Genomic DNA, 21396 nt, shown 5'->3' with positions numbered 1-21396 from the left:
CCGCCGATCTGTTGAATTGACGCGGCCGGCTACCGCCCTGCCGGTGGAAGCATCGAATGTTCGCCGCGCAGTCGAGGCACCCCGACCGGCTTCTGCCCGTCTGAGTCGCCGGCCCGCCGCTGTTGTTCGACGACGACCGGCAGATCCAGCGCATCGAATACCGCGTCGTCGCACCCGGTCCCGGTGGCGGTCCTGTAGCGAGGGAACCGGGGCGGACGGCAGGGCGTCGAAGGTGGGACGATGCGGCCGGAGGTGGGGGCGACATGCGGTGCGGGCGATGGATCTCAACAGTGCTGCTGATGGTGGCGATCGCCGGGTGCGGGGCGAAGAACGCGACCGAGCCGCCCCCCATCGGGGAGAGCCCTGACCGGTTGCGGCAGCAGGCGCGGGAGGCCCTGCAGCGGTACGACCAAGCCGTCGCCGCAGCCGGAGGCAGCCAGGGGATCGTCGTCGTCGGAGAACGGACCGGCCAGGTCGGCAACTGGGAGAAGGACCAGTACAAGGAGTCCCTCAACGCCGGGAAGGTCAAGGCCGTCGGGGTCCTGCCCAAGGCGCCGCAGCCGGACGCCGAGGTCGTGTGGGACGACGGCGGCCGCCGGGCCGTGGCGGTCATCGGGGCGGCGGAGGCGCTCGACGAGCTCGTCAAGGGCGGGGTGAGCTGCGCGGAGTGCGAGACGATCGAGGTGACCGGGGCGAGGCTCGGCACGGCGAAGATCCAGACGGCGCGGGGCGCGGCGACGGCGCCGGTGTGGGAGTTCACCGTCAAGGGGTCGGCGGTGCTGGTGACGCGGGTGGCGTTCGCGATGTCGGCGGGGGTGACGGTGGTCCCGCCGCCGTGGAACGCCAGCAACCCGCCCGGTGGGCTGCGGATCGACAGTGCGACGGTCCAGGGCACGACGCTGACGGCGCAGTTCGTCGGGGCGCCCAACCCCGCGACCGGGCCGTGCGGGATCGACTACACGGCGGAGGCCGTCGAGTCGGCGAACGCGGTCGTCGTCATCATCCTGGAGCACCGCTACTCCGACCACGAGAACTGCACCGCCATCGGCGGGTCACGCACCGCGACCGTGCAGCTGCAGGCGCCGCTCGGTGACCGGGCGGTTCTGGAGGTACAGCAGGGTATGCCGGTGACCGTTGGATAATGGGGCCTGTGCCTTTGCGGAAACTGGGGTTCCTGACGATCGGGTTGTTCGACGAGGCGGACCCGCGGCGGGGTCACGAGTCGACCCTCGAGGTGATCGAGCTCGGTGAGCGGCTGGGTTTCGACAGCGCGTGGGTGCGGCACCGGCATCTGCAGTTCGGGATCTCCTCGCCGGTGGCGGTGCTCGCGGCGGCGACGCAGCGGACCAGCCGCATCGAGCTCGGCACCGCCGTCATCCCGCTCGGCTGGGAGAATCCGCTGCGGCTCGCCGAGGACCTGGCCACCGTCGACGTCCTGTCCGGCGGGCGGCTCAACCCCGGCGTCAGTGTCGGGCCGCCGATGCACTACGACCGGGTGAAGGACGCGCTGTATCCGGACACCGCCGACGCCGAGGACTTCGGTTACGAGCGGGTCCGCCGGCTCCTGGACCTGGTCCGCGGCAGCCGGGTCGCCGAGGCCGGCACGGAAGGGTTCGAGGCCTTCTCCGACCGCGTGCAGCCGCACTCGCCCGGTCTCGGCCGGCGGATGTGGTACGGCGGAGGCAGCCTCGCGTCGGCCCGCTGGGCGGGTGAGCACGGCATGAACTTCCTGACGAGCAGCGTGGTCAAAGCTGAGGAGAGCGAGGACTTCGCGCAGATCCAGCGCTCCCACATCCGCGCGTTCCGCGCCCATCACCCCGACGGCGACCGGGCCCGGGTCTCGCAGGGGCTGGTCGTCATCCCGACGGACTCCGCGTCGCCGTCGCAGCGCCGCCGGTACGAGGTGTACGCGGAGCAGCGCACCCCGCGCACGGCCACCCCGCAGGGCCCGGCACGGATGATGTTCGCGCCGGACCTGGTCGGGCCGTCGGAGCGGATCGCGGAGCAGCTGCACGCGCACGCCGGGTACCAGGAGGTCGACGAGGTCGCGTTCGCGCTGCCGTTCACGTTCGAGCACGACGACTACGTGCAGATCCTCACCGACATCGCGACGCATCTCGGCCCGAAACTCGGGTGGCGGCGCGATGTCGATCCTGGGGGCGCGACTTCGTATAGCGGGTGACAGGGCCGGCACCAGCGCCGGCCCGAAGCAGCCGGAGGTGGGCGCGACATGCGCGAGCTCAACGTCATCGAGTTCCTGACCCTGGACGGGGTCATGCAGGGCCTGGGGTCACCGGACGAGGACCGCGACGGCGGGTTCGAGCACGGCGGGTGGAGCGCGCCGTACTTCGACGACCGTCAGGCCGCCGCGGCCGCGGAAGGGCTGGCGTCGACGACCGCGTACCTGTTCGGGCGCCGCACGTACGAGAAGATGGCCGCGTTCTGGCCCACCCAGCCGGACGAGAATCCCATGGCGGCGCACCTGAACGCGACCGTGAAGCACGTCGCGACCCGCACGCCGCGGGAGCTGACCTGGCACAACGCCCAGGTCCTCGACGGTCCGCTGGCTCCCGCGGTACGGAAGGTGAAAAGCGAAGGTGAGGGCGCCGTCGCGGTCCTCGGCAGCGGTGTCCTCGTGCAGGACCTGATCGCCGAGGACCTCGTCGACGGCTACCGGCTGTTCCTGCACCCGCTGCTGCTCGGCACCGGCAAGCGCCTGTTCCGCGGCGCCCCGGCCCCGCGCCGCCTGAAGCTCGTCGACTGCACCCCGACGACCACCGGCGTCGTCATGCTGTCCTACGAGGTCGTCCCGGGCTAGCTTTGGGCTAGACCACGTGTTTGCGGGCGGTGTCACGGGCGCGTGACACCGCCGGCATCCGGGACCGCAGCAGCCACGAATCGGTGTGGCAGTGCCGGCACGTACGGACGGCGCCGACCGGGACGCGGGTGTCGCCGCGCACGTATTCGAGCCTGTGCAGGTCCGCGAGCGGTTGCCCGCACCTGCGGCAGTCGCCCTCACCGGTGCCGACCGTGGTGTAGGCGATGTGCTGGGTGGTGTACCGAACGGTCGAATACGCCTTCTCGTCGCCCACGCGCAGGGTGGGGTTGCGCGGCGCACCCGCGTAGGGGCCGGTGTCGGCGTGGGAGACGGCGCCCGCCACCCCGCCGAAGATCCGGAACCGGCGGCGCAGCCACGCCATGAGATTTGATCGGCGCTCCAACCCGCTCATGCCGGGTCCGCCGGCAGCAGCGCGGCGATGACGCCGGCGGCGGCGCCCGACACGTCCGTGGCCGGGTCGGCGGCGTGCAGGAGGGCGAGCCCGCCGCCGAGCGCACCCCACGCGACGACGAACTGCGTGAGGGGCACCGCCGGCCGGATGCCGAGCCGGCGGCAGTGCCGGTCGAGCTCGGCGGCCACGGTCTCGTCGACGTGGCGCTGGGTGGCGGCGACGCCGGACCGCCCGGCGACCGCGGCGAGGTGCTCGGCCGACACCACCGCCCACCGGGACGCCGTCTCGTCCGCGACGAACCGGGCCGGGTTGAGCACGTCGATCAGCTCGGCACGGCTGCCGGCCGCGTCGAGGGCCGCGCACAGCTGGTCGAGGAGCGCGCCCGCCCGGTCGTCGACGAGCGCCTGCCAGAGCCCTTCCTTGCCGCCGAAGTGGTTGTACGCCGCGCCACGCGTGTAACCGGCCTCGGCGGCGATCTCCTCCACGGTCGCGGCGAGATAGCCACGGCGCAGGAACACGGTGAGCCCGGCGGCCAGGAGCCGGCCCCGGGTGACCTCCTGCTGCTCCGCACGGGTCAGCCGCGTCACCGCACCCCCTCGACAACTCAGATACAGGATGTATCCGGATACAGAACGTATCTCAAGAGGGCGACAGCAGGACGCCGAGGACGGTGTCGAGGTACGCGCCCTGGCCGCCGGCGTCGGGGGGCAGCAGTTCCGGGACGCGGGCCGCGAGCTGCGACTGCCCGACGTACGCCGAATACGCCAGCAGTGCGCGGCGGCGGGCCTCGCCCGGCTCGAACCCGGCCTCACCGAACAGCTGCTCGACGTAGTCGAGGCGGCGGCGGGTGACGCGGTGCACGACGGGCGCCACGAGCGGGTGCTCGGCGACGGCGAGCACGTTGTTCTCCAGCCGGCTGGACCGGGCGTGCCCGAGCACGGTGGTGAACAGCAGCGACAACTTGCGCCGCGGGTCGCCGGCGGCCTCGACCAGGTCGATGATCGCGTCGGTGCAGGCCCGCTCCCACAGCTGCATGGTCGCCTCGACGAGCGCGTCACGGTTGGTGAAGTGCCAGTAGAAGCTGCCTTTGGTGGCGCCGAGCCGGGCCGCGATCGGCTCGACCGCGACCGCCGCGAGGCCGCCGTCGGCGATCGCCGCCAGGGCCGCCGCCGTCCAGTCCTCCGCACTGAGCCGCCGTTGTGCCATCCCCGTACGGTAGCGTACGGTGCCACCATACGGCACCGTACGGAGAGGACGCAGCAGTCATGCGCAACGTTCAACGCCGCACGATCGACGCTCCCCCGGCCCTGATGGGCGCCCTGCTGGACCGGGTCGCCGGGCCTGACGACCCCTTGTGGCCAGGGACGACGTGGCCGCCGATGCGCTTCGACCGGCCGCTCGGCCCGGGCGCGGCCGGCGGGCACGGCATGATCCGGTACACCGTCGTCGAGCACGTCCCCGGCCGGCTGCTGCGGTGCCGCTTCGACCCGGCGATCGGCGTGGTGGGCGAGCACGAGCTGCGCGTCGAGCCCGCCGGCGACGGCACAGCCGTCGTGCACGTCATCGAGGGCCGCCTCACCGGCACGATGCGCCTGCTGTGGCCCGTCGCGGTCCGGTGGCTGCACGAGGCACTGCTGCAGGACCTGCTGGACAACGCGGAGCTCGCCGGCACGGGCACCGTCCGCCACCCGGCCCGCTGGTCACCGTGGGTGCGGCTGCTGCGCCGCGCGTTCGCCGCCCGCGCCAGACGGGAAGCCCAGCGGCAGGCCCGGCCCGACACCGGACAGCGACCCGGTCGAGAGGCCCGGTCCGACGCCGGACAGCGAACCGGTCGAGAGGTCCTGCGGGACACCGGGCAGCGACCCGGTCGAGAGGCCCGGTCCGACGCCGGACAGCGAACCGGTCGAGAGGTCCCGCGGGACACCGGACGCCGGCCCGGGCGGCAAGCCCGGCTGGGCACCGGGCGACAGTCCCGGCTACAGGCCCAGCCCGACGCCGGGCGGCGGTCCTGGCAGGAAACCCCGCGGGAGGCCGGGAAGCGGCGCCGGGCGCAGGGCGGTACGTCCGGCGTGCGGAAGGTGGCCCTGCCCGGCGGGGCCCTGCCGCCGGCGGCGCCCTGGACCGGGTCGACCTGATGGACGCGTGGCAGGGGGTCCGCCCGCCGGGCGCGAGCGCTGACCCCGCCGCGTGGCGGGCCGTGATGTTCGGCGGCGCCGGCGCGCCCCGCTGGGTCGGCGCGCTGATGCGGCTGCGCAACCACATCCCCGGCCTGGAGCCCCTCGACACGAAGCGGGTGTTCGCGCCCCTCGACGCCCGCGACGACGAGGTGCTGTTCGGCGCCGACACCCGCCACTTCGATCTGCGGATCTCGCTGTTCGTCGACGCGGAGTCGGTGGTCTGCTCGACCCTGGCCCGCCCCCGCACCCGCCGCGGCCGCGCCTACCTGGCCGTCGTCGGCCGCGTCCACCCCCTGGTCGTGCGGACGATGCTCACCCGCGCCCTGCACGCCGCCCCGCCGGTGGCCGCCTGACGCGCCACCCGGGACATGACAGACGCCTCGGTCCATGCCAGCCCGCGCCCCGCACGCCGCCCCGCCGGTGCCCGCCTGACGCGCCACCCCGGCATGACACGCGCCATGTGAACCAGGCCAGCCCGCGCCCGCCTGACGCGCCACCCGGGCATGACGCGCGCCATGTGAACCAGGCCCACCCGCGCCCCGTACGCGGGCACCGCCCGGGAAGCAACGGGCGCCGCGCGGTCCATGCCGGCCGCCGCCGCTCAGGGCGCCACCTGGGACATGACGGCGAGGAGGCCGCCGTCGGGGTCGGTGAAGAACGCCATCCACTCCTCCGCCCCGTCGGCGTGGCGGTGGATCATGTGGGGCTCGCCGGAGAAGGCGACGCCGCGGCCGGTCAGCTCGGCGTGGGCCGCGTGGATGTCCGGGACCCGGAAGTAGATGATCGACTGGGCGGCGACCGTGCCACTGCCCTCCGGCCGGCTCAGGAGGAGCCGCGTGCCGTCGCAGTCGAAGAACGCCAGGTCGCCGAACGTGTACAGGTGCGGCAGGCCGAGCACGCCGCCGTAGAAGTCGACGGCTCGGCCGATGTCACTCACGTGCCGGGCGATCTGCCCGACCCCGCCCAGTCGGAACGCTGCATCCACCATGATCCCGACCTTAGGCCCGCCCCGCCCCGCCGGAACACGGCCGGACGGCCGGTCATCACCGCACCGCCACCCGGCCGGAAGAACGATCGCACCGGCCGGAAGAACGAGCGCCGGCGGAAGAACGACCAGGCACGAGAACCTTCCGGCAGCCCCGACACCATGATCCGCTACGATCGGCGCCTTCGATGTGGAGGTGACAGCATGACCTCGATGGCGGATCGGGTTGTGGTGGCGTTCACCGGTGAGGGCGACGGCGTCGCCGACCTTTCGTGGGGGCAGCAGGACATCTGGCAGGCCATGGTGCGCCAGAAGTCGTGGCTGCCGAACGGCGCGTGGGGGCCGCTGCCCGAGGGCACGACCGTCGACGACGTCGCCGAGCAGCTGCGGTACATGATGAGCCGCTTCCCGACGGCGCGGACCAGGCTGCGGTTCGACGAGGACGGGCGGCCGAGCCAGGTCGTCGCGGCGTCCGGCGAGATCACCCTCGACATCGTCGACGCGGGCCCGCGGGACCCGGCCGCCGTCGCGGAGTCGGAGCGGCTGCGGCTGCAGGACGCCGAGTACGACTTCGCCGAGGACTGGCCCGTCAGGATGACCGCGATCCGGTCCGGCGGCGCGCTCACGCATCTCGTCGTCGTCATGTGCCACCTGGTGGCCGACGGCTTCGGCACCGGGGTCATGCTGGAGGACCTCGCGACCCGGGTGGAGACGCCGATCCCGCAGCTGCAGCCGCTGGAGCAGGCCCGGTGGCAGGCGTCGCCGTCCGGGCAGCGGCAGAACACGCTCGCGCTGCGGCACTGGGACGGCATCCTGCGCGGGATGGCGCCGCGCCGCTTCCCCGACACCACCGAGAAGCCCGAGCCGCGGCACTGGCGGGGCGAGTTCACATCGCACGCCCTCGCCCCCGCGCTGCGGGCGGTGACCGAGCGGACCGGGGTGGCGTCGGCGCCGGCGCTGCTCGCCGTGTTCGCGGTCGCGCTCGCCCGGGTCACGAAGGTCAACCCGGTCGTGCTGCGGCCGATGGTCAACAACCGGTTCCGGCCGGGGCTGGACCGCGTCGTGTGCATGCTCGCCCAGTACGGCCTGTGCCAGCTCGACGTCGCCGGGGTGTCGTTCGCGGAGGTCCTGGACCGGGCCAGGCGTGGCGCGCTCACCACGTACAAGCACGCCTACTACCACCCGGTGGAGCTCGACGACCTGATCCGCCGGGTGGTCGAGGAGCGCGGCGCGGACCTCGAGCTGCCCTGCTACTTCAACGACCGCCGCACCGACACCGCGCCGGATCCTGCGCCGGTCAAGCAGGACGACCTGAAGGACCTGGTGGCGCGGGCGGCGTTCGAGTGGACGACCCGGCAGGACGTGCCGTTCGAGCCGCTGATCGTGCACATCGACGACCTCCCCGGCGACACGGTCCGGGCGATCATCTTCATGGACACGCACGTGGTCTCCCCCGCCGACGGCGAGGCCCTGCTGCGCGGCATGGAGGCCGCCGCCGTCGAGGCCGCCCTGGATCCGGACGCCCCGACAGGCGTGTGAATCCGCCCCTGCCGGACCCTTTCGGGGTTTACGATCTCATTTGTCCGGTATGAGATCCGCTCCCGGATTTGACGTGTTCGGGGGTATGCATGGTCGCTTTGACGTCCGGTCGGCGAGTCCTGATGGTGGCGGCCGCGGCCGCGGTCCTGGTGGGCGGGTCGGCGACCGCCGCCGGTGCCAGCCCCGGGCACTACGCGGTGGCGACCTGGTCGATGAACGAGGGCTCCGGCGCCCGTACGATGATCGACAGCAGCGGCAACGGGCTGAACGGCTCGATCGGCAACGAGGTCATCACCGACGTGGGTGTCCGCGGCGCGACCGGGTACCGCTTCACCCGCCTGCAGCCGGACCGGCCGCCGACGCACCCGCGGCACCTGGTGACCGTCCCGGACAGCTCCGCGCTGGACCCGGGCAGCCGCGACTACGCCGTGACCATGCGGATCCGCACGACCTACCAGTTCGGCAACATCATCCAGAAGGGCCAGGCGACGACGTCGGGCGGGAACTTCAAGTTCCAGATCCCCAACGGCATCGTGCAGTGCCTGTTCCGCGGCTCCAAGGGCACGATCATCGTGCAGGCGTCCCGGCGGATCAACGACGGCTGGTGGCACGTCGTGCGCTGCGAGCGGACCGGCTCCGGGGTGAGCCTGGAGATCGACGGGCGCACGGTCGCCCGCCGCAGCGGCTGGACCGGCCCGATCGCCAACAGCTGGCCCCTGTCGATCGGCGGCAAGACCGACTGCGACCAGCGCGACGTCGGCTGCGACTACTACGCCGGCGACATCGACTGGGTCGAGATCGAGGCCCGCTGACCCGGCCCGGCGCTCAGTGCAGGATGCTCGTCGGCGGCGTGCCGACGAGCACCCTCGCGCCGATCAGCGGCGCGTCCTCCGTCGCCGCCGGGTGCACCCGCACCGCCTGATACGTGAGGCGTTCCGCCAGCGCCGCCCGCAGCGGTGGCCACAGCTCGGCCCGCCGGACCGCGACCGCCCCGCCGATCGCGACGGCGTCCAACCCGGCCGTCAGGGCGAAGTTGGCGACACCGGCGGCCAGACATTGCGCATACCCCCGCCAGAAGCCCTGATCGTCGACGTCCTCCAGGCCACGCCCGAGCCGGCGGCGCAGCTGCGCACCGCCGAGCAGCGTCTCCAGGCAGCCGGTCTGCCCGCACCCGCACCGCCGGTCGTTGCCCTCGACGAGCTGATGACCGGCCTCGGTGGTGACCGCCACGAAGTGCCCGCCGGTGCCGAGCCGCAGCGCCGCGCCGACCCCGGTCGACAGGGTCAGATATCCGCACCGGTCGACGCCGCGGAGGCTGCCGTGCGCGTGCTCGCCGAGGAGCCCGCAGGTCGCGTCGTGCGCGACCCGCACCGGGCAGCCGAGCATCCTCTCGAGGTCGCGGCGCAGCGGCCGCCCTTCGTGCCCGCGCAGGTGCAACGAGACCCGCACGTCCCCGTCCGCGGTGACCCGCCCGCCGAACGACACCCCGACGGCCACCGGACTCGCCGGCAGCGCGTCACGGAGCAGGACGAGCTGCCGGTCGTAGTCCGGGTCGGTCGGGAACCGCACCACCGCCCCGTCCCCGCCCGACACCCTGGTCCGGGTCCCGCCGATGTCGACCGCCACGACCCCGTCCGGCACCTCGACCATGCGCCCGACCGTAGCAGCGGGGTACGACAACAATGGACCGATGATCGGAACACTGCGGCACCCAGTCGAGGACGACCACCCCCGGGTCATGGCGGTGATGGACGAATGGTGGGGCGGGCTCGGCGGGGACTCCGGCCACCACTACCGGGCGACGCTGCTGCCCCGCCTGTTCTTCCAGCACTTCACCGACACCAGCTTCGTCCAGGACCTGCCCGGCGGCAGGCTCGGCGCGTTCCTCGTCGGGTTCGTGTCGCAGTCCGATCCCGGCGTCGGCTACATCCACTTCGTCGGGGTGGCGCCGGCGGTGCGCCGCACGGGGGTCGGCGGTGCGCTGTACCGGCGCTTCTTCGCCGACGTGAGCGCCCGCGGCGTCCGGAAGGTGCACGCGATCACCGGCGTCGCCAACCGGCGGTCCCTGGCGTTCCACACCCGGCTCGGCTTCACCCTCGTGCCCGGCGACACCGAGGTCGACGGCCTGGCCGTGCACACCAACTACGACGGGCCGGGCCGCGACTCGCTGAAGTTCGTGAAGCATCTGCAATGAGCGTCGGCACGTACGATCGGCCGATGTCGGTGCTGCTCGTGGGAGCCAATCCGGGGCTGACCGTGACGCGGGACGGTGCGACGGTCGCGTTCGTGTCGGCGTGGCGGGTCGACTGGTCGCCGCACGGCGCCGGCCGGGCACTAGTCCTGTGGCACGAGGGCCGCACCACGCTCGTCACGGACCGCCCGGCGCTGGGCCGCTGGCTGGCCGGCACCTTCACCCGGCACTTCCCCGAGGTCGAGGGCCTCGCGTGGCCGGAGCCCGCGCTCCTCGAGGCGCCGGTGACGTTCGAGCAGGATCTCGCGTCCGGCTGCACCGCGTCCGGCGGCGGCATCGCGGTCGAGCTCCAGGACCCGTCCGGGCACCGGCTGATCACCGTCGGCGACTTTCAGGGCCTGGGCCTCGACCTGTCCACGGTCTTCGCCCGGTGCGGGCGCGGGTCGCTCACGGTGGCGGGGTCGCCGGTGCCGGGGACGGCAGCCGGGTTTCTCGCCGACGCCGAAGTGTGGACGCCGGCACCAGCAGGACGGCCGTAGCCAGCAGCAGGTGTACGGCGCAGAACACGACCGCCACCGCCGGGGTCGCGGTGCCGCCGACGAAAACCGTGATGTGCGACGCCCAGTCCAGCCGCGCCGGGCGCCCTTCGGGCCAGTCGTTGAGGTAGTAGAACGTCAGGTCGTTGAGCCCGGACACGAGCACCAGCGCCGAGGCGTACCCGAGCCGCAGCACCCGCTCGGTGGACGCGCCGCCGAGCCGGTAGCCGAACAGGATCGCGAGAATCGTGAACGCGTTGACGAAGATGGCCATCTGGTAGAACGGCGCGAAAGCGCCGCCGTCGGCGAGCGCGACGACCCGCAGCACGTACAGGGTGTCCAGGACGCCCATGTAGCCGACGATCACCGCGGCGAGCAGGATCAGGCCCGGCGCCGCCCGCTGCGGGAACCCGGCGACAGCGGCGACGGCGAACAGGACCGGGCTGATCCGCAGCAGGAACTCCAGCGGGTTGTCGATGGTCCGGTCGGGCGGCAGGACACCCATGATGAGCACGGTCATCGCCGCGCCCGCGACCCCGGCGGCCACCCACCACCAGCGGCGGATCACTTCTGCGTCCAGAACGGCCCGAGCGCGAGGGCGTCCATGTCGGTCTTGAGATAGCACCGTACGGCGTCCGCGGGGGTGCACACGATGGGCTCCTCGTTGTCGTTGAACGACGTGTTCACCACCATCGGCACCCCGGTCAGCGCGTGGAACTCGCTGATCAGCTCGTAGTACAGCGGGTTGTCGGTGCGGGAGACGGTCTGCACCCGGGCGGTGCCGTCGGCGTGCGTGATCGCCGGCACGACGGAGCGCCGGTCCGCGAGGACGTCGAAGACGAGCAGCATGACGGGGCTCGGGTAGCCGCTGGCGAAGTAGTCGCCGGCGTGCTCGACGAGGCACGACGGCGCGAACGGGCGGAACGGCTCGCGGTGCTTGACCTTCTCGTTGAGCCGGTCCTTGGTGTCGGCGCCGCGCGGGTCGGCGAGGATCGAGCGGTTGCCGAGCGCGCGCGGGCCCGCCTCGCCCCGGCCCTGGTACCAGCCGATGATCTTCCCGTCGGCGATCGCGGCCGCGGCGGTCTTCGTGATCGGGTCGCGGCGCTCGTACTGCAGGCCGGCGTCGGTGAGCGCCTTCTCCATGTCGGACTCCGGGTAGGAGGGGCCGAGGAAGATATACTCGCCGCTGGGGCGGGGCAGCCCGAGGCCGGTGGAGACGAACGTCGCGGCGCCGAGGGCGGACCCGTCGTCGGCGGCGGCCGGCTGGGCGAAGAACTCCTCGAACCCGGTCCGCAGCAGGATCTTGCCGTTCATGACGCTGTTGAGCGCGACGCCGCCGGCGGTGACCAGGCGCGGGTTGCCGGTCGTGCGGTGCAGCCAGTCCGCGACGTGGAGCCCGGCCTCCTCGAGGGTGTTCTGCAGCGCGTAGGCGACGTCGGCGTAGTGCTGCGGCACGGCGTCGCGGGTCTTGGGCCGGGGCGGGCCGAACTCGGCCCGGAACTTGTCGGAGACCTGGTGCTTGCCGGTGGCGTGGTGGCGGAACCAGCTGAGGTTCAGCGCATATCGCCCGTCGCTGTCCAGGTGTACGAGGTCACGGAACCGCTCGACGAACGTCGGCTGCCCGTACGCGGCGAGCCCCATCACCTTGCCCTCGTCGCGGGTCGGGTGGAAGCCGAGCCAGCCGGTGACGTCGGCGTAGAGCGCGCCGAGCGAGTGCGGGAACTTCACCCGCCGCAGGTCGCGGATCCGGTCGCCCTCACCGACGGCGAGCAGCGTGCTGGTGCCGTCGCTGCCGATGCCGTCCCAGGCGATGACCGCGGCGCTGTCCCACGGCGAGACGTGCAGGGCGCTGGCGGCGTGCGCGTGGTGGTGGTCGACCATGTGCAGCTTGAACTTGACCGGCCCGTCGTGGCCGGTGCTGGCCCGCAGCAGCCCTTCCAGGCGCGCCTGGCGGCGCCACATGACCAGCAGGGTGCCGCCCATGTGGTGGTCGTCGGCGTGGGTCGACACGGCCCGGCCGGTCGCCGTGGCGTGGAAGCTGCGGGCGCTGCCGTAGTCGCCGGGGTCGTTGCGCAGCACGGCCAGGGTCGCCGGGAGGTGCCGCACGAAGTGCGTGGCGGCGTGCCGGACCATGCGCCGGTTCTGGAAGAAGTACGCGACGTGGTCGACGTCGCCGAGGGTGATGCCGGCGCTGCGCAGGCACCACTGGATCGCCAGCGCGGGGAACCCGCCGTCGTGCTTGATCCGGCTGAAGCGCTCCTCCTCGCAGAACGCGACGATCCGCCCGTCCTGCAGCAGTGCCGCGGCCGAATCATGATGTTGACTCAATCCGAGGACGTACATCGATTCCCCATTCCGTCGACTGAAGATCATTCCGTCGCCCGACAACGAGCAAAAGTATTGACGCTCATCCCTGATGGCGGAAGTCTTCCCGTCGGATTGTTGACCGCCGTCAGATCTTGGCGGAATATCAGGTGCATCGATGAGTTAACGTGCGACCTCGTCAACGCCGACGACGCCGCCCCGCCGCCGTGGTGGGCGTCCGCGGTCCACGAGGCCGGCCTGCACCAGGTGCGGGACTGGCCGGTCATGCGGACCCTGGCGGCGACCAGGCGCGGCCCCGTCCTGGCCGGCGCGTTCCGCGACGGCGACAAAATCGTCGGGCTCGGCTCGCTGCGGCTGCGCCGGCTCAGCGGGCTCGGGATCGCCGTCGCCGACGTGGACAGCATGGTCGTCGGCGCGTTCGGCGGGATCGCCCTCGGCGGCCTGCCCCGCACCCTGGACCCGGACGGGCCCGCCCCGGAGCTGTTCGGCGCCGCGGCCAGGGCCCTCGAGGGTGCGCTGCGCTCGGCGTACGGGCGCCGCATCCAGGCCGTCCTGTACCGCAACATCTACCGGGCCGAACTGCCCCAGCTGCTGCACGGCGTCGCCGTCGTCCGGGCCGGCCTGCCGACGCTGCTGCTGCGCAACACGTTCGCCGACTACGACGCGTACCTGCGGACCCTGCGCAAATCGCGGCGCGTCGACCAGCAGCGCCTGGTCCGCAACATCGACGCCGACCCGTCGGTCACCGTCGCGTTCGGCCCGGCCGCGGAGTCCGGCCTCGACCCCGCCGAGTTCCACCGCCTGGCGCTGGACGCCGCCCGCCGCAACCACACCGACCGCTGGCCGCCGCTGCGCTTCTGGCCGCAGGAGCTCTTCGCCACCGTCCTGGCCCTGCCGGACGTCCTCGCGCTGAGCTACACCGGCGCCGGCGGCCTCATCGCGGCCACGCTCACCCTCGACCATCCGGTCGCGCCGGTCCTCGGCCCGTGGGGCGCACTGCCGCTCGGCGGCCCCCGGCGCAGCGGCCTGTGGTTCGACCATTTGGCCCGCATCATCCGCTGGTCCATCGAGGGCGGGCGCCCGCTGATCGTCGGCGGGAAGGGCGCGACCGGCCCGAAAGCTGCGCTCGGCTTCGTCCCCGAGCCCCAGTGGACGGTGCTGCGCCGACCGTGCCCCGCCTGATGGTCCCGCATTCGAGCGGCGAAGTGGTCCTTGCCGTCACCCCCGCGGCCCGGTGACGCTGGAGCGCGTGCGGTTCCGACACCACCCGGCGCTCCGCGCCGACTTCCCGGCGCTCGCCGCGGTCACCCTGTTCGTCGACGGCGTCACGGCCGACACCGTCGTCGACCCCTCCCCTTGGCTGGACACCGCCCGGCGCCGCCTCGCCACCGGCACCGAGGGCGGGCTGCCGGAGATCCAGGCGTGGCGCCGCGCCTTCACGGCGATGGGCCTGCGACCCACCCAGTACCGCTGCGCCTCGGAGTCGCTGCTGCGCCGCCTGCGCCGCGAGGGTGACCTGCCGTCCCTGCACCCGCTCGTCGACCTGTGCAACGCCGTCTCGGCCGCCTACGCGATCCCCGTCGCCGCCCTGGACCTGGACCGCATCACCGGCGACCTCGAGGTCCGCCGGGCCACCGGCACCGAGCCCTACGCCACCTTCGCCGGCAACGTGGAACACCCCGACCCCGGCGAGGTCGTCTTCGCCGACGGGGCGGGCCGCGCCCACGCCCGCCGCTGGACCAACCGGCAGAGCGGCAACTCAGCGATCAGCGCGCGGACCAGCCGGGCGTTCATCGTCGCGGAAGCCCTCCACGACACCGCCACCACCGACGTCACCGCGCTGCGCGAGACCCTCACCGCCGCTCTCCGCACCACCTGGCCGGCCGCGACCGTGACCACCGCCGGCCCGTGACACGAACACCGCCACCACCGACATCCCCGCGCTGCGCGAGACCCTCACCGCCACCCTCCGCACCACCAGGCCGACCGCGACCGTGACCGGCCCGGGACCGGGATTCAGGCGGGGCTCAGGCGGTCCCTGGCCCGGTCACCGGCCGGTGCCGTGGCGGGGGCCTCGGGCGGGGGCGGTGAACCGGCCGGCGGCCGAGGCGGACGACCAGCCCGCCGGACCGCGCGGGTCGACGGCGACGAGCGGGACGGCCCGGTGCTGCCAGCGGTCGTCCCGGCCGAAGCCACCCACCTACGGCTCGCCGAGGGCCAGCCCCACGATCCCGGTCGCCGCGGCGTCGGCGCGCAGCGGCGGAACGGTGGACCAGCCGAGGAACGACCCGGCGCCCGCGCCGAGCCCCCCGAACAGCAGCGCCGCGAACACCGCGACCGCGACCGGCGCCTTCCCGACCGGCAACCGGAACCGCTGCCGCAACCCGCCCCGCACCAGGTCGGCCACCTCGCGCGGGGTGGGCCGGACGCGCGACGGACCGGCCGCGTCGAGCAGCGTCGCCACCAGCTCGTCCCCGTGGCTGCGCCGATACGCCGCCGGATACAGCGACAGCAGCAGCCGACAGCGCCGCTCGAGCGGCGACCGCTTCATGCGAGACCCGGCCGCGGCCCGCGCCGGCGCAGGCCCGCGGCGGCCGCGTTGGCGTTGCGGCGCAGCCGCTCGACCTCCGTGACGAGCCGGTCCGCGCCCTCGTCCGTCAGCCGGTAGTAGCGGCGGAGCCGGCCGTCCACGGCCTCCTCGCGCTCCACCGCGATCAGTCCCTGCTCGGTGAGGCGGTCCAGTGCCCCATACAAGGTGCCGGCCCCCAGCACCACAGCGCCTCCGGAGAGGGCGGTCACCTGTTGCAGGATCCCGTAGCCGTGCAGCGGCTCGCCGGTGAGCGCGGTGAGGACGAGAAACGTCGGCTCCTGCATTGGAGGCATGACCTGCAAATTACAGCCGCCGCGATATTACGTCAACCGTACCATCGGGGTCGGGGTGTGTCCCACGATGCAATGGCTCATGGCAGCATTCGGGTGGTCGATGTAGGCAGCGCACTGGCGACGGCACCGGACGAGGAGACCGCATGGGCGCACTGCGACGGCCGCGGGCCATGTCCGGGCTGATGCGCGCCATGTGCGTCGTCCTGGCCGTCTGCGCGACCTGGTTCGCGGTCAACCTGGTGGCACCGGTGGGGCCGCCGGTGCTGCTGTGGGTGGCCACGCCGATCGGCGCGCTGCTGCTCACGGCCGCGTTCCGCCGCACGTCGCGCACGGCGTCGCTGCCCGCGCCGACCCGCCGCTTCTGGGGGCACCTGAGCGTCGCGGCGTTCCTCGTCGGGGTCGCGCACACGACCCAGGCGATCGACGTGCTCACCCACCCCGAGGTCGGCGGCGCCTACAACGGGCCGGGACTGCTGATCTTCGACAGCGGCGCCGTCCTGTTCATCATCTTCGCGCTGTACCGGCTGCCGCTGTCCGCCCGCAGCGCCGGCGAACGGCTCCGGGTCACCCTCGACGGCGGCACGGTCGTCGCCGGCGCCGCCGTGTTCATCTGGCACTTCCAGACCCGGGGCGCGCTCGGCACCGACAACCGCGAGCAGGTCGTCGGCTCTCTGATCCTCGGCGTGCTCGCCCTGGTCGTCGTCCTGGCCGTGGCGAAGGTGATGCTGTCCGGGTACGAGTTCATCGACAAGTCGGCGCTGCAGTGGCTCGCGTTCTCGATCTTCTTCGGCGCGACCAGCTCGCTGCTCCAGCCGCTGCTCGCGCCCGGCCACCCACACCTGATGGTGACCCAGGTCAGCATCCCCGTGGTGTGCTGCCTGGCGTCGTGGTCGGCGGAGCGGGAGCTCCGCGCGACCCGCCGGCCCGTCGCCGCCCGCCGGCGCCGCCCCTTCAGCCTGGTCCCCTACGCGGCCGTCGCCGCGGTGTACATCCTGCTCATCCTGGAGACGTGGACCGGCGACCACGCCGACCAGAAGATGATGGTCCTGGGCGCGGTCACGCTCACCGCGCTGGTGATGGTGCGGCAGGTCGCCGCGTTCGTCGACAACGGCCGGCTCCTCGCCCGGCTCGACCACGGCGCCACCCACGACGCGCTGACGCAGCTGCCCAACAGGGCGCTGTTCGGCCAGCGGCTCCAGGAGGCGCTGCAGCAGCCGGGCCCGGTCAGCGTCGCGCTCATCGACCTCGACGACTTCAAGGAGGTCAACGACACCCTCGGCCACGAGGTCGGCGACCTGCTGCTGATCGAGGTGGCGCGCCGCCTCAAGGAGCGCACCGGGACCGGCGACACGGTCGCCCGCCTCGGCGGCGACGAGTTCGTCGTGGTCATGCCCGGCGCCGACCCGTCCGACGCCACCCTCGCCGTGCAGGCGCTGACCGACGCGTTGCGCGTCCCCGCCGTCGTCAACGGCCACGAGCTGCCGATCTCGGCGAGCATCGGCATCGCCGACGGCCGCACCGGCGACGACCCGAGCGTGCTGCTGCGCCGCGCCGACATCGCCATGTACGCCGCGAAACGCCTCACCGGCACGGCGTTCCTGCACTACGACAGCGGGATGTCCGAGCTCGGCGACGCCGGCGACCATCCCGCCCAGCTGCGGGAGGCGATCACCGGCGGGCGGTGCTTCCTGGTGTACCAGCCGATCGTGTCCCTCGAGGACGGCCACCTCGTCGGCGCGGAGGCCCTCGTCCGCTGGGACCACCCGGAGCACGGCGTCCTCCCGCCGGACTCGTTCATCCCCCTCGCCGAGCGCACCGGGCTCATCGTCCCGCTGGGCCGCTTCGTGCTCGCCGACGCGTGCCGGCAGTTCGCGGAGTGGGACGCGCAGCACGGCACCGCCGCCCCGGCCGTGCTCAACATCAACGTGTCGCCACGGGAGCTGCGCGAGACCGACTACGCCGACTTCGTCGCCGGTACCCTGACCGCCCACGGCGTCGACCCGTCCCGCATCGTCCTGGAGATCACCGAGTCGATGGCCCTGGACCTCGGACCGGCCACCGCCACCCTCGACCGCCTCCGCGCGCTGGGCGTGCGGATCTCCCTCGACGACTTCGGCACCGGCAGCTCCACGCTGCGGCTGCTGCACGACTGCCCCGTCGACGAGGTCAAGCTGGACCGCTCCTTCACCCAGGCACCCGTGTCGGGCCGCACCCCGGTCGCCGCGGCCGTCATCCAGCTCGCGCAGGCGCTGCGGCTGCACGCCGTCGCCGAAGGCGTCGAGACACCGGAGCAGGCCGAGCTGCTGCGGTCGCTCGGCTACCGCTCCGCCCAGGGCTACCACTTCGCCCGGCCCGTCCCGGCGGCGCAGCTCACCGAGTGGATGACGACCCGCACCCCGTCCCCGGCGGCCACCTCAGCCTGAGGCTGCTTCCACCCGCCACCGGCCACATCAGCGTGAGCTGTTTCTGTCCGCCGCCGGTCGGCTTCAGCGTGGCCGGCTTGTCGTCACGGGTCAGCGCGCCCTTCGACGCGAAGATGTCGAAACACCGGAGCAGGCCGAGCAACTGCGGGCGCTCAGCTACCGATCCGCCCAGGGCGACCACTTCCCCCGACCCGTCCCGGCTGGCTCACCGAGTGGACGACGACCCGAACCCCGTCACCGACCGCCACTTCAGCCTGAGCCGCTTCCACCCATGGTGAGGAACGCGAGCAGCGTCCCGATCGGGAAGCCGAGCATGAACACGGCGTTCGCCCGGCATCGGCGCTCACTCGGATACAGATCAGCCAGCAGCGAACCGCTCGACTCCCCCACCCCGACCCGCGACGCGAGGAACCCCACCCCGCCACGGTCTTGCGCGGTATCCGGCCCGCCAACCGACCGAGCGGCACCTCCGCGACGGCGGCGACGAGCACGAACAACAGCGTGAGAACGTACGCCGCCGACGCCTTCACCGAACCTCGGTCCAGTCGGGTGGTGAGGCATCCGCGTTCCAGGCGTCGCCGGTGGCGTTGAGCGGCTCCAATTGCCTCACGACCAGCCCCGATCGGGATCACGATGAGCAGGATCGCCACGACCGCCGCGACGAAGGCAGGGTTCGAGCGGCCGTAGCCCAGCACCGTGATGAGGATCAGCAGGCCCGGGCAGACCAGCGGCAACGGTGGCACGGCCCGCCGCCCGCTCCAACGCGGGCCGCTTCCACCCGCCGGCGGCTACTTCAGCGTGAGCCGCTTCTGCCCGCCACCGGTCGGCTTCAGCGTGGCCCGGCTTGTCGTCACGGGTCAGCGCCGCCCTTCGACGCGAAGGTGTCGAAACGCCGGAGCAGGCCAAGCAACTGCGGGCGCTCAGCTACCGATCCGCCCAGGGCGAGCACCTCCCCCGGCCCGTCCCGGCAGCCCAGCTCACCGAATGGACGACAACCCGAACCCCGTCCCCGGCGGCCACCTCAGCCTGAGACTGCTTCCACCAGCTACCTCGACGCGGCCCGCTCCCACCCGCCGGCGGCTACTTCAGCGTGAGCCGCTTCTGCCCGCCACCGGTCAGCTTCAACGTGGCCCGGCCTGTCGTCACGGGTCAGCGCGCCTTCGATACGAACGCGTCGAAACGCCGGAGCAGGCCGAGCAACTACGGGCCCGCAGCTACCCGCTCCGCCCAGGGCGACCACTCCCCCGACCCGTCCCGGCAGCGCAGCTCACCAAGTGAACGACGACCCGCACCACATCGCCGACGGCCACCTCAGCCTGAAGCCGCTTCCACCCACCACCGGCCACCTCAACGCGGGCCGCCTCCACCCGCCGGTGGCTACTTCAAGCGTGAGCTGCTTCTGCCCGTCGGTCAGCTTCAGCATGGCCCGGCTTGTCGTCACGGTCAGCGCGCCTTTCGACGCGAAGGTGTCGAACGCCGGAGCAGGCCGAGCTACCGCGGCCGCTCAGCTACCGCTCCGCCCCGGGACTACCACTTCCCCCGGCCCGTCCGGGCAGCGCAGCTCACCGAGTGGACGACGACCCGCACCCCGTCCCCGGCGGCCACCTCAGCCTGAAGCCCGCTTCCACCCACCACCGGCCACCTCAACGCGAGCCGCTCCCACCCGCCGACGACTACTTCAGCGTGAGCCACCTCGGCCCGCCACCGGTCAGCTTCAACGTGGCCCGGCCTGTCGTCACGGGTCAGCGCGCCTTTCGACACGAACGCGCCGAAACGCCGGAGCAGGCCGAGCAACTACGGGCCCTCAGCTACCGATCCGCCCAGGACTACCACTTCCCCCGACCCGTCCCGGCAGCACAGCTCACCAAGTGGACGACGACCCGCACCCAGCACCGACGGCCACCTCAGCCTGAAGCTGCTTCCACCCACCACCGGTCACCTCGACGGGAGCTGCCTCCGACCGCCGCAGGCCACCTGAGCGTGAGCGGCTTCTGGCCGCCCCCGGCTACTTCAGCGTGAGCTGCTTCTGGCCGGCGCCGGTCAGCTTCAGTGTGGCCGGCTTGTCGTCGCGGGTCAGTGCGCCCTTCGGTGCGAAGGTGAACTGCAGTGTCTGCGCCGACCCCTCCGCGACCTCCATGCGCACCTCGTCGCTGATCGTGTAGGCGCCCATCGGCGCCGAGTCGGCGGTGACGGCCGCGTCGGACGCCTCCACGGTGACCGCCTTCCCACCGGCCGTCAGCTGCAGGCTCTGCCGCATGTCGATCGTGCCGCCGAGGCGGCCGATCGCGGTGAACTTCGCCTCCACCCACACCCGCAGCCAGGTCCGCCCGGCCGGCGCCCACGTGCCCTGCTTGCGGTGGTCATAGGGCTCCAGGGCCGCCGACACGGTGATCTCCACATAGGTCTGGTGCGGCTCGCCGCTGACCTGTCCGACCAGCTTGTAGGACGTCTGACCGTACGGCCGCGGCTTCAGATAGGCGGCCACCGCTCCCGGCCCGACGGCGCCGGTGCGCAGGTCGACGGTCTGCTCCTTGTCCGCGTCGGCGACGACGAGCGTCACGGGCGCCCCGGCCGGCACCAGCGCGACCAGGACACTGTCCGGCGACACCAGGCCCTCGACCGGCCGGGCCTTGTCACCGACCCGCAGCCGCGCCTTCACCTCCGGCGACGGCTCGGTCTTGCGGCCCGGCACCTCGGCCAGCCTGGCGAACACGAACTCCTTGCCCGCACCCGCCGCGATCGGCCCGGACGCGTCGCGCGGGACCCCGGTCGCCGACTGCATCCTGCCGAACTGCGTGACCACCGCCGGCTCCAGGTGATCGGCGGTGCCGACCTCGGTGAGGCGCACCGCATAGTCGGGCCCGCCGATCGCCGAACCGGCCGGCAGCTGCTTCGCCGCGGGGACCGCGATCCCGCCCCCGGCCAGGACCGCGAGCTCCTCGGCGACCGACGCCTTCGGCGGCACCGCCGACGCGGGCACCGGCACCGGGTCCCCGCCGCACCCCGCGAGCAGCGCGCACGCCAGCACGGCACCGAACCATCCACGCATCGGTCGTTCCTCCCCGTTTCGCCGAGGCCTCACCATATCGGCGGGGTGCGACGATATT

At 73.0% G+C, this 21396-nt stretch carries 24 protein-coding genes; 12 read left to right on the top strand and 12 right to left on the bottom strand.

Features of this window, described 5'->3' with window-relative positions; genetic code table 11:
• The first annotated feature begins 290 nt into the window (after positions 1 to 290).
• From ACZ6TV_RS37520 to ACZ6TV_RS37510, 3 genes are read left to right on the top strand one after another with little or no spacing between them, the layout of a single operon-like run.
• Positions 291 to 1142 carry a hypothetical protein gene (locus tag ACZ6TV_RS37520; protein ID WP_465303042.1) on the top strand — a complete coding sequence of 284 codons (852 nt, stop codon included), beginning with the start codon at positions 291 to 293 and terminating at the stop codon, positions 1140 to 1142.
• An 8-nt stretch (positions 1143 to 1150) separates the two neighbouring features.
• Positions 1151 to 2182 (top strand): LLM class flavin-dependent oxidoreductase, encoded by a 1032-nt coding sequence (locus ACZ6TV_RS37515; RefSeq protein ID WP_465303040.1) that lies wholly within the window; start codon positions 1151 to 1153, stop codon positions 2180 to 2182.
• Positions 2183 to 2230: 48 nt separating this feature from the next.
• On the top strand, positions 2231 to 2818 hold the full coding sequence (locus ACZ6TV_RS37510) for a dihydrofolate reductase family protein (RefSeq protein ID WP_465303038.1): 588 nt from the start codon (positions 2231 to 2233) through the stop codon (positions 2816 to 2818).
• A gap of 7 nt (positions 2819 to 2825) precedes the next feature.
• Here the strand turns inward: ACZ6TV_RS37510 and ACZ6TV_RS37505 are convergent, their stop codons facing one another.
• From ACZ6TV_RS37505 to ACZ6TV_RS37495, 3 genes are read right to left on the bottom strand one after another with little or no spacing between them, the layout of a single operon-like run.
• On the bottom strand, positions 2826 to 3230 hold the full coding sequence (locus ACZ6TV_RS37505; protein ID WP_465303036.1) for a hypothetical protein: 405 nt from the start codon (positions 3228 to 3230) through the stop codon (positions 2826 to 2828).
• Positions 3227 to 3817 (bottom strand): TetR/AcrR family transcriptional regulator, encoded by a 591-nt coding sequence (locus tag ACZ6TV_RS37500; protein WP_465303034.1) that lies wholly within the window; start codon positions 3815 to 3817, stop codon positions 3227 to 3229. Before ACZ6TV_RS37500 ends, ACZ6TV_RS37505 begins: the two co-directional genes overlap by 4 nt.
• 52 nt (positions 3818 to 3869) lie before the next feature.
• Positions 3870 to 4436, bottom strand: a complete 567-nt coding sequence (locus ACZ6TV_RS37495) for a TetR/AcrR family transcriptional regulator (protein WP_465303032.1) — start codon at positions 4434 to 4436, stop codon at positions 3870 to 3872.
• A 59-nt stretch (positions 4437 to 4495) separates the two neighbouring features.
• On the opposite strand from ACZ6TV_RS37495, the gene ACZ6TV_RS37490 reads away from it, so the two are divergent.
• On the top strand, positions 4496 to 5365 hold the full coding sequence (locus ACZ6TV_RS37490) for an SRPBCC family protein (RefSeq protein ID WP_465303031.1): 870 nt from the start codon (positions 4496 to 4498) through the stop codon (positions 5363 to 5365).
• Complete coding sequence (locus ACZ6TV_RS37485; protein WP_465303029.1) at positions 5365 to 5760, top strand: DUF2867 domain-containing protein; 396 nt, start codon at positions 5365 to 5367, stop codon at positions 5758 to 5760. The genes ACZ6TV_RS37490 and ACZ6TV_RS37485 overlap by 1 nt, the downstream gene beginning before the upstream one ends.
• A gap of 248 nt (positions 5761 to 6008) precedes the next feature.
• Here the strand turns inward: ACZ6TV_RS37485 and ACZ6TV_RS37480 are convergent, their stop codons facing one another.
• Positions 6009 to 6395 carry a VOC family protein gene (locus tag ACZ6TV_RS37480; RefSeq protein ID WP_465303027.1) on the bottom strand — a complete coding sequence of 129 codons (387 nt, stop codon included), beginning with the start codon at positions 6393 to 6395 and terminating at the stop codon, positions 6009 to 6011.
• 210 nt (positions 6396 to 6605) lie between these two features.
• Here ACZ6TV_RS37480 and ACZ6TV_RS37475 point away from each other — a divergent pair, with 210 nt between their 5' ends.
• Together ACZ6TV_RS37475 and ACZ6TV_RS37470 are read left to right on the top strand one after the other, a co-directional pair.
• The gene (locus ACZ6TV_RS37475) at positions 6606 to 7931 is read left to right on the top strand and encodes a condensation domain-containing protein (protein WP_465303025.1); all 1326 of its coding nucleotides are present in this window, start codon (positions 6606 to 6608) and stop codon (positions 7929 to 7931) included.
• 122 nt (positions 7932 to 8053) lie between these two features.
• Positions 8054 to 8743 (top strand): laminin G domain-containing protein, encoded by a 690-nt coding sequence (locus tag ACZ6TV_RS37470; RefSeq protein WP_465303023.1) that lies wholly within the window; start codon positions 8054 to 8056, stop codon positions 8741 to 8743.
• 13 nt (positions 8744 to 8756) lie between these two features.
• Here the strand turns inward: ACZ6TV_RS37470 and ACZ6TV_RS37465 are convergent, their stop codons facing one another.
• Positions 8757 to 9581: an ROK family protein gene (locus ACZ6TV_RS37465; protein WP_465303021.1), complete on the bottom strand. Its 825-nt coding sequence runs from the start codon at positions 9579 to 9581 to the stop codon at positions 8757 to 8759.
• Positions 9582 to 9621: 40 nt separating this feature from the next.
• Between ACZ6TV_RS37465 and ACZ6TV_RS37460 the strand changes: the two genes are divergently transcribed.
• Both ACZ6TV_RS37460 and ACZ6TV_RS37455 read left to right on the top strand, forming a co-directional pair.
• Positions 9622 to 10125, top strand: coding sequence for a GNAT family N-acetyltransferase (locus ACZ6TV_RS37460; RefSeq protein ID WP_465303019.1), 504 nt, complete (start codon positions 9622 to 9624; stop codon positions 10123 to 10125).
• A gap of 23 nt (positions 10126 to 10148) precedes the next feature.
• Positions 10149 to 10661 (top strand): hypothetical protein, encoded by a 513-nt coding sequence (locus ACZ6TV_RS37455; RefSeq protein WP_465303017.1) that lies wholly within the window; start codon positions 10149 to 10151, stop codon positions 10659 to 10661.
• Here the strand turns inward: ACZ6TV_RS37455 and ACZ6TV_RS37450 are convergent.
• Both ACZ6TV_RS37450 and ACZ6TV_RS37445 read right to left on the bottom strand, forming a co-directional pair.
• Positions 10570 to 11226 (bottom strand): hypothetical protein, encoded by a 657-nt coding sequence (locus tag ACZ6TV_RS37450; protein ID WP_465303015.1) that lies wholly within the window; start codon positions 11224 to 11226, stop codon positions 10570 to 10572. The two genes, ACZ6TV_RS37455 and ACZ6TV_RS37450, sit on opposite strands and share 92 nt — an antisense overlap.
• Positions 11223 to 13001, bottom strand: coding sequence for a carbamoyltransferase family protein (locus ACZ6TV_RS37445; protein WP_465303013.1), 1779 nt, complete (start codon positions 12999 to 13001; stop codon positions 11223 to 11225). Before ACZ6TV_RS37445 ends, ACZ6TV_RS37450 begins: the two co-directional genes overlap by 4 nt.
• 99 nt (positions 13002 to 13100) lie before the next feature.
• On the opposite strand from ACZ6TV_RS37445, the gene ACZ6TV_RS37440 reads away from it, so the two are divergent.
• Positions 13101 to 14165, top strand: coding sequence for a hypothetical protein (locus ACZ6TV_RS37440; protein WP_465303011.1), 1065 nt, complete (start codon positions 13101 to 13103; stop codon positions 14163 to 14165).
• 67 nt (positions 14166 to 14232) lie between these two features.
• On the top strand, positions 14233 to 14895 hold the full coding sequence (locus ACZ6TV_RS37435) for a B3/B4 domain-containing protein (RefSeq protein WP_465303009.1): 663 nt from the start codon (positions 14233 to 14235) through the stop codon (positions 14893 to 14895).
• A 135-nt stretch (positions 14896 to 15030) separates the two neighbouring features.
• Here the strand turns inward: ACZ6TV_RS37435 and ACZ6TV_RS37430 are convergent, their stop codons facing one another.
• The 3 genes from ACZ6TV_RS37430 to ACZ6TV_RS37420 are packed head-to-tail and all read right to left on the bottom strand — an operon-like array spanning position 15031 to position 15857.
• Entirely contained in the window at positions 15031 to 15183 is a 153-nt protein-coding gene (locus tag ACZ6TV_RS37430) for a hypothetical protein (protein ID WP_465303007.1), read from the bottom strand.
• On the bottom strand, positions 15184 to 15534 hold the full coding sequence (locus ACZ6TV_RS37425; protein WP_465303005.1) for a hypothetical protein: 351 nt from the start codon (positions 15532 to 15534) through the stop codon (positions 15184 to 15186).
• Entirely contained in the window at positions 15531 to 15857 is a 327-nt protein-coding gene (locus ACZ6TV_RS37420; RefSeq protein WP_465303318.1) for a PadR family transcriptional regulator, read from the bottom strand. Before ACZ6TV_RS37420 ends, ACZ6TV_RS37425 begins: the two co-directional genes overlap by 4 nt.
• A 152-nt stretch (positions 15858 to 16009) precedes the next feature.
• On the opposite strand from ACZ6TV_RS37420, the gene ACZ6TV_RS37415 reads away from it, so the two are divergent.
• Complete coding sequence (locus ACZ6TV_RS37415; protein ID WP_465303003.1) at positions 16010 to 18289, top strand: putative bifunctional diguanylate cyclase/phosphodiesterase; 2280 nt, start codon at positions 16010 to 16012, stop codon at positions 18287 to 18289.
• 249 nt (positions 18290 to 18538) lie between these two features.
• Here ACZ6TV_RS37415 and ACZ6TV_RS37410 read toward each other — a convergent pair whose 3' ends face one another.
• Both ACZ6TV_RS37410 and ACZ6TV_RS37405 read right to left on the bottom strand, forming a co-directional pair.
• On the bottom strand, positions 18539 to 18706 hold the full coding sequence (locus tag ACZ6TV_RS37410; RefSeq protein ID WP_465303001.1) for a hypothetical protein: 168 nt from the start codon (positions 18704 to 18706) through the stop codon (positions 18539 to 18541).
• Positions 18707 to 20294: 1588 nt separating this feature from the next.
• The gene (locus ACZ6TV_RS37405) at positions 20295 to 21338 is read right to left on the bottom strand and encodes a hypothetical protein (RefSeq protein ID WP_465302999.1); all 1044 of its coding nucleotides are present in this window, start codon (positions 21336 to 21338) and stop codon (positions 20295 to 20297) included.
• Between the last annotated feature and the right edge of the window lie 58 nt (positions 21339 to 21396).

It is taken from the genome of Dactylosporangium sp. NPDC051087, from assembly GCF_055586325.1.
Note: the sequence above shows the minus strand (reverse complement) of the source record. Positions and strands in the feature narration are given on the sequence as shown.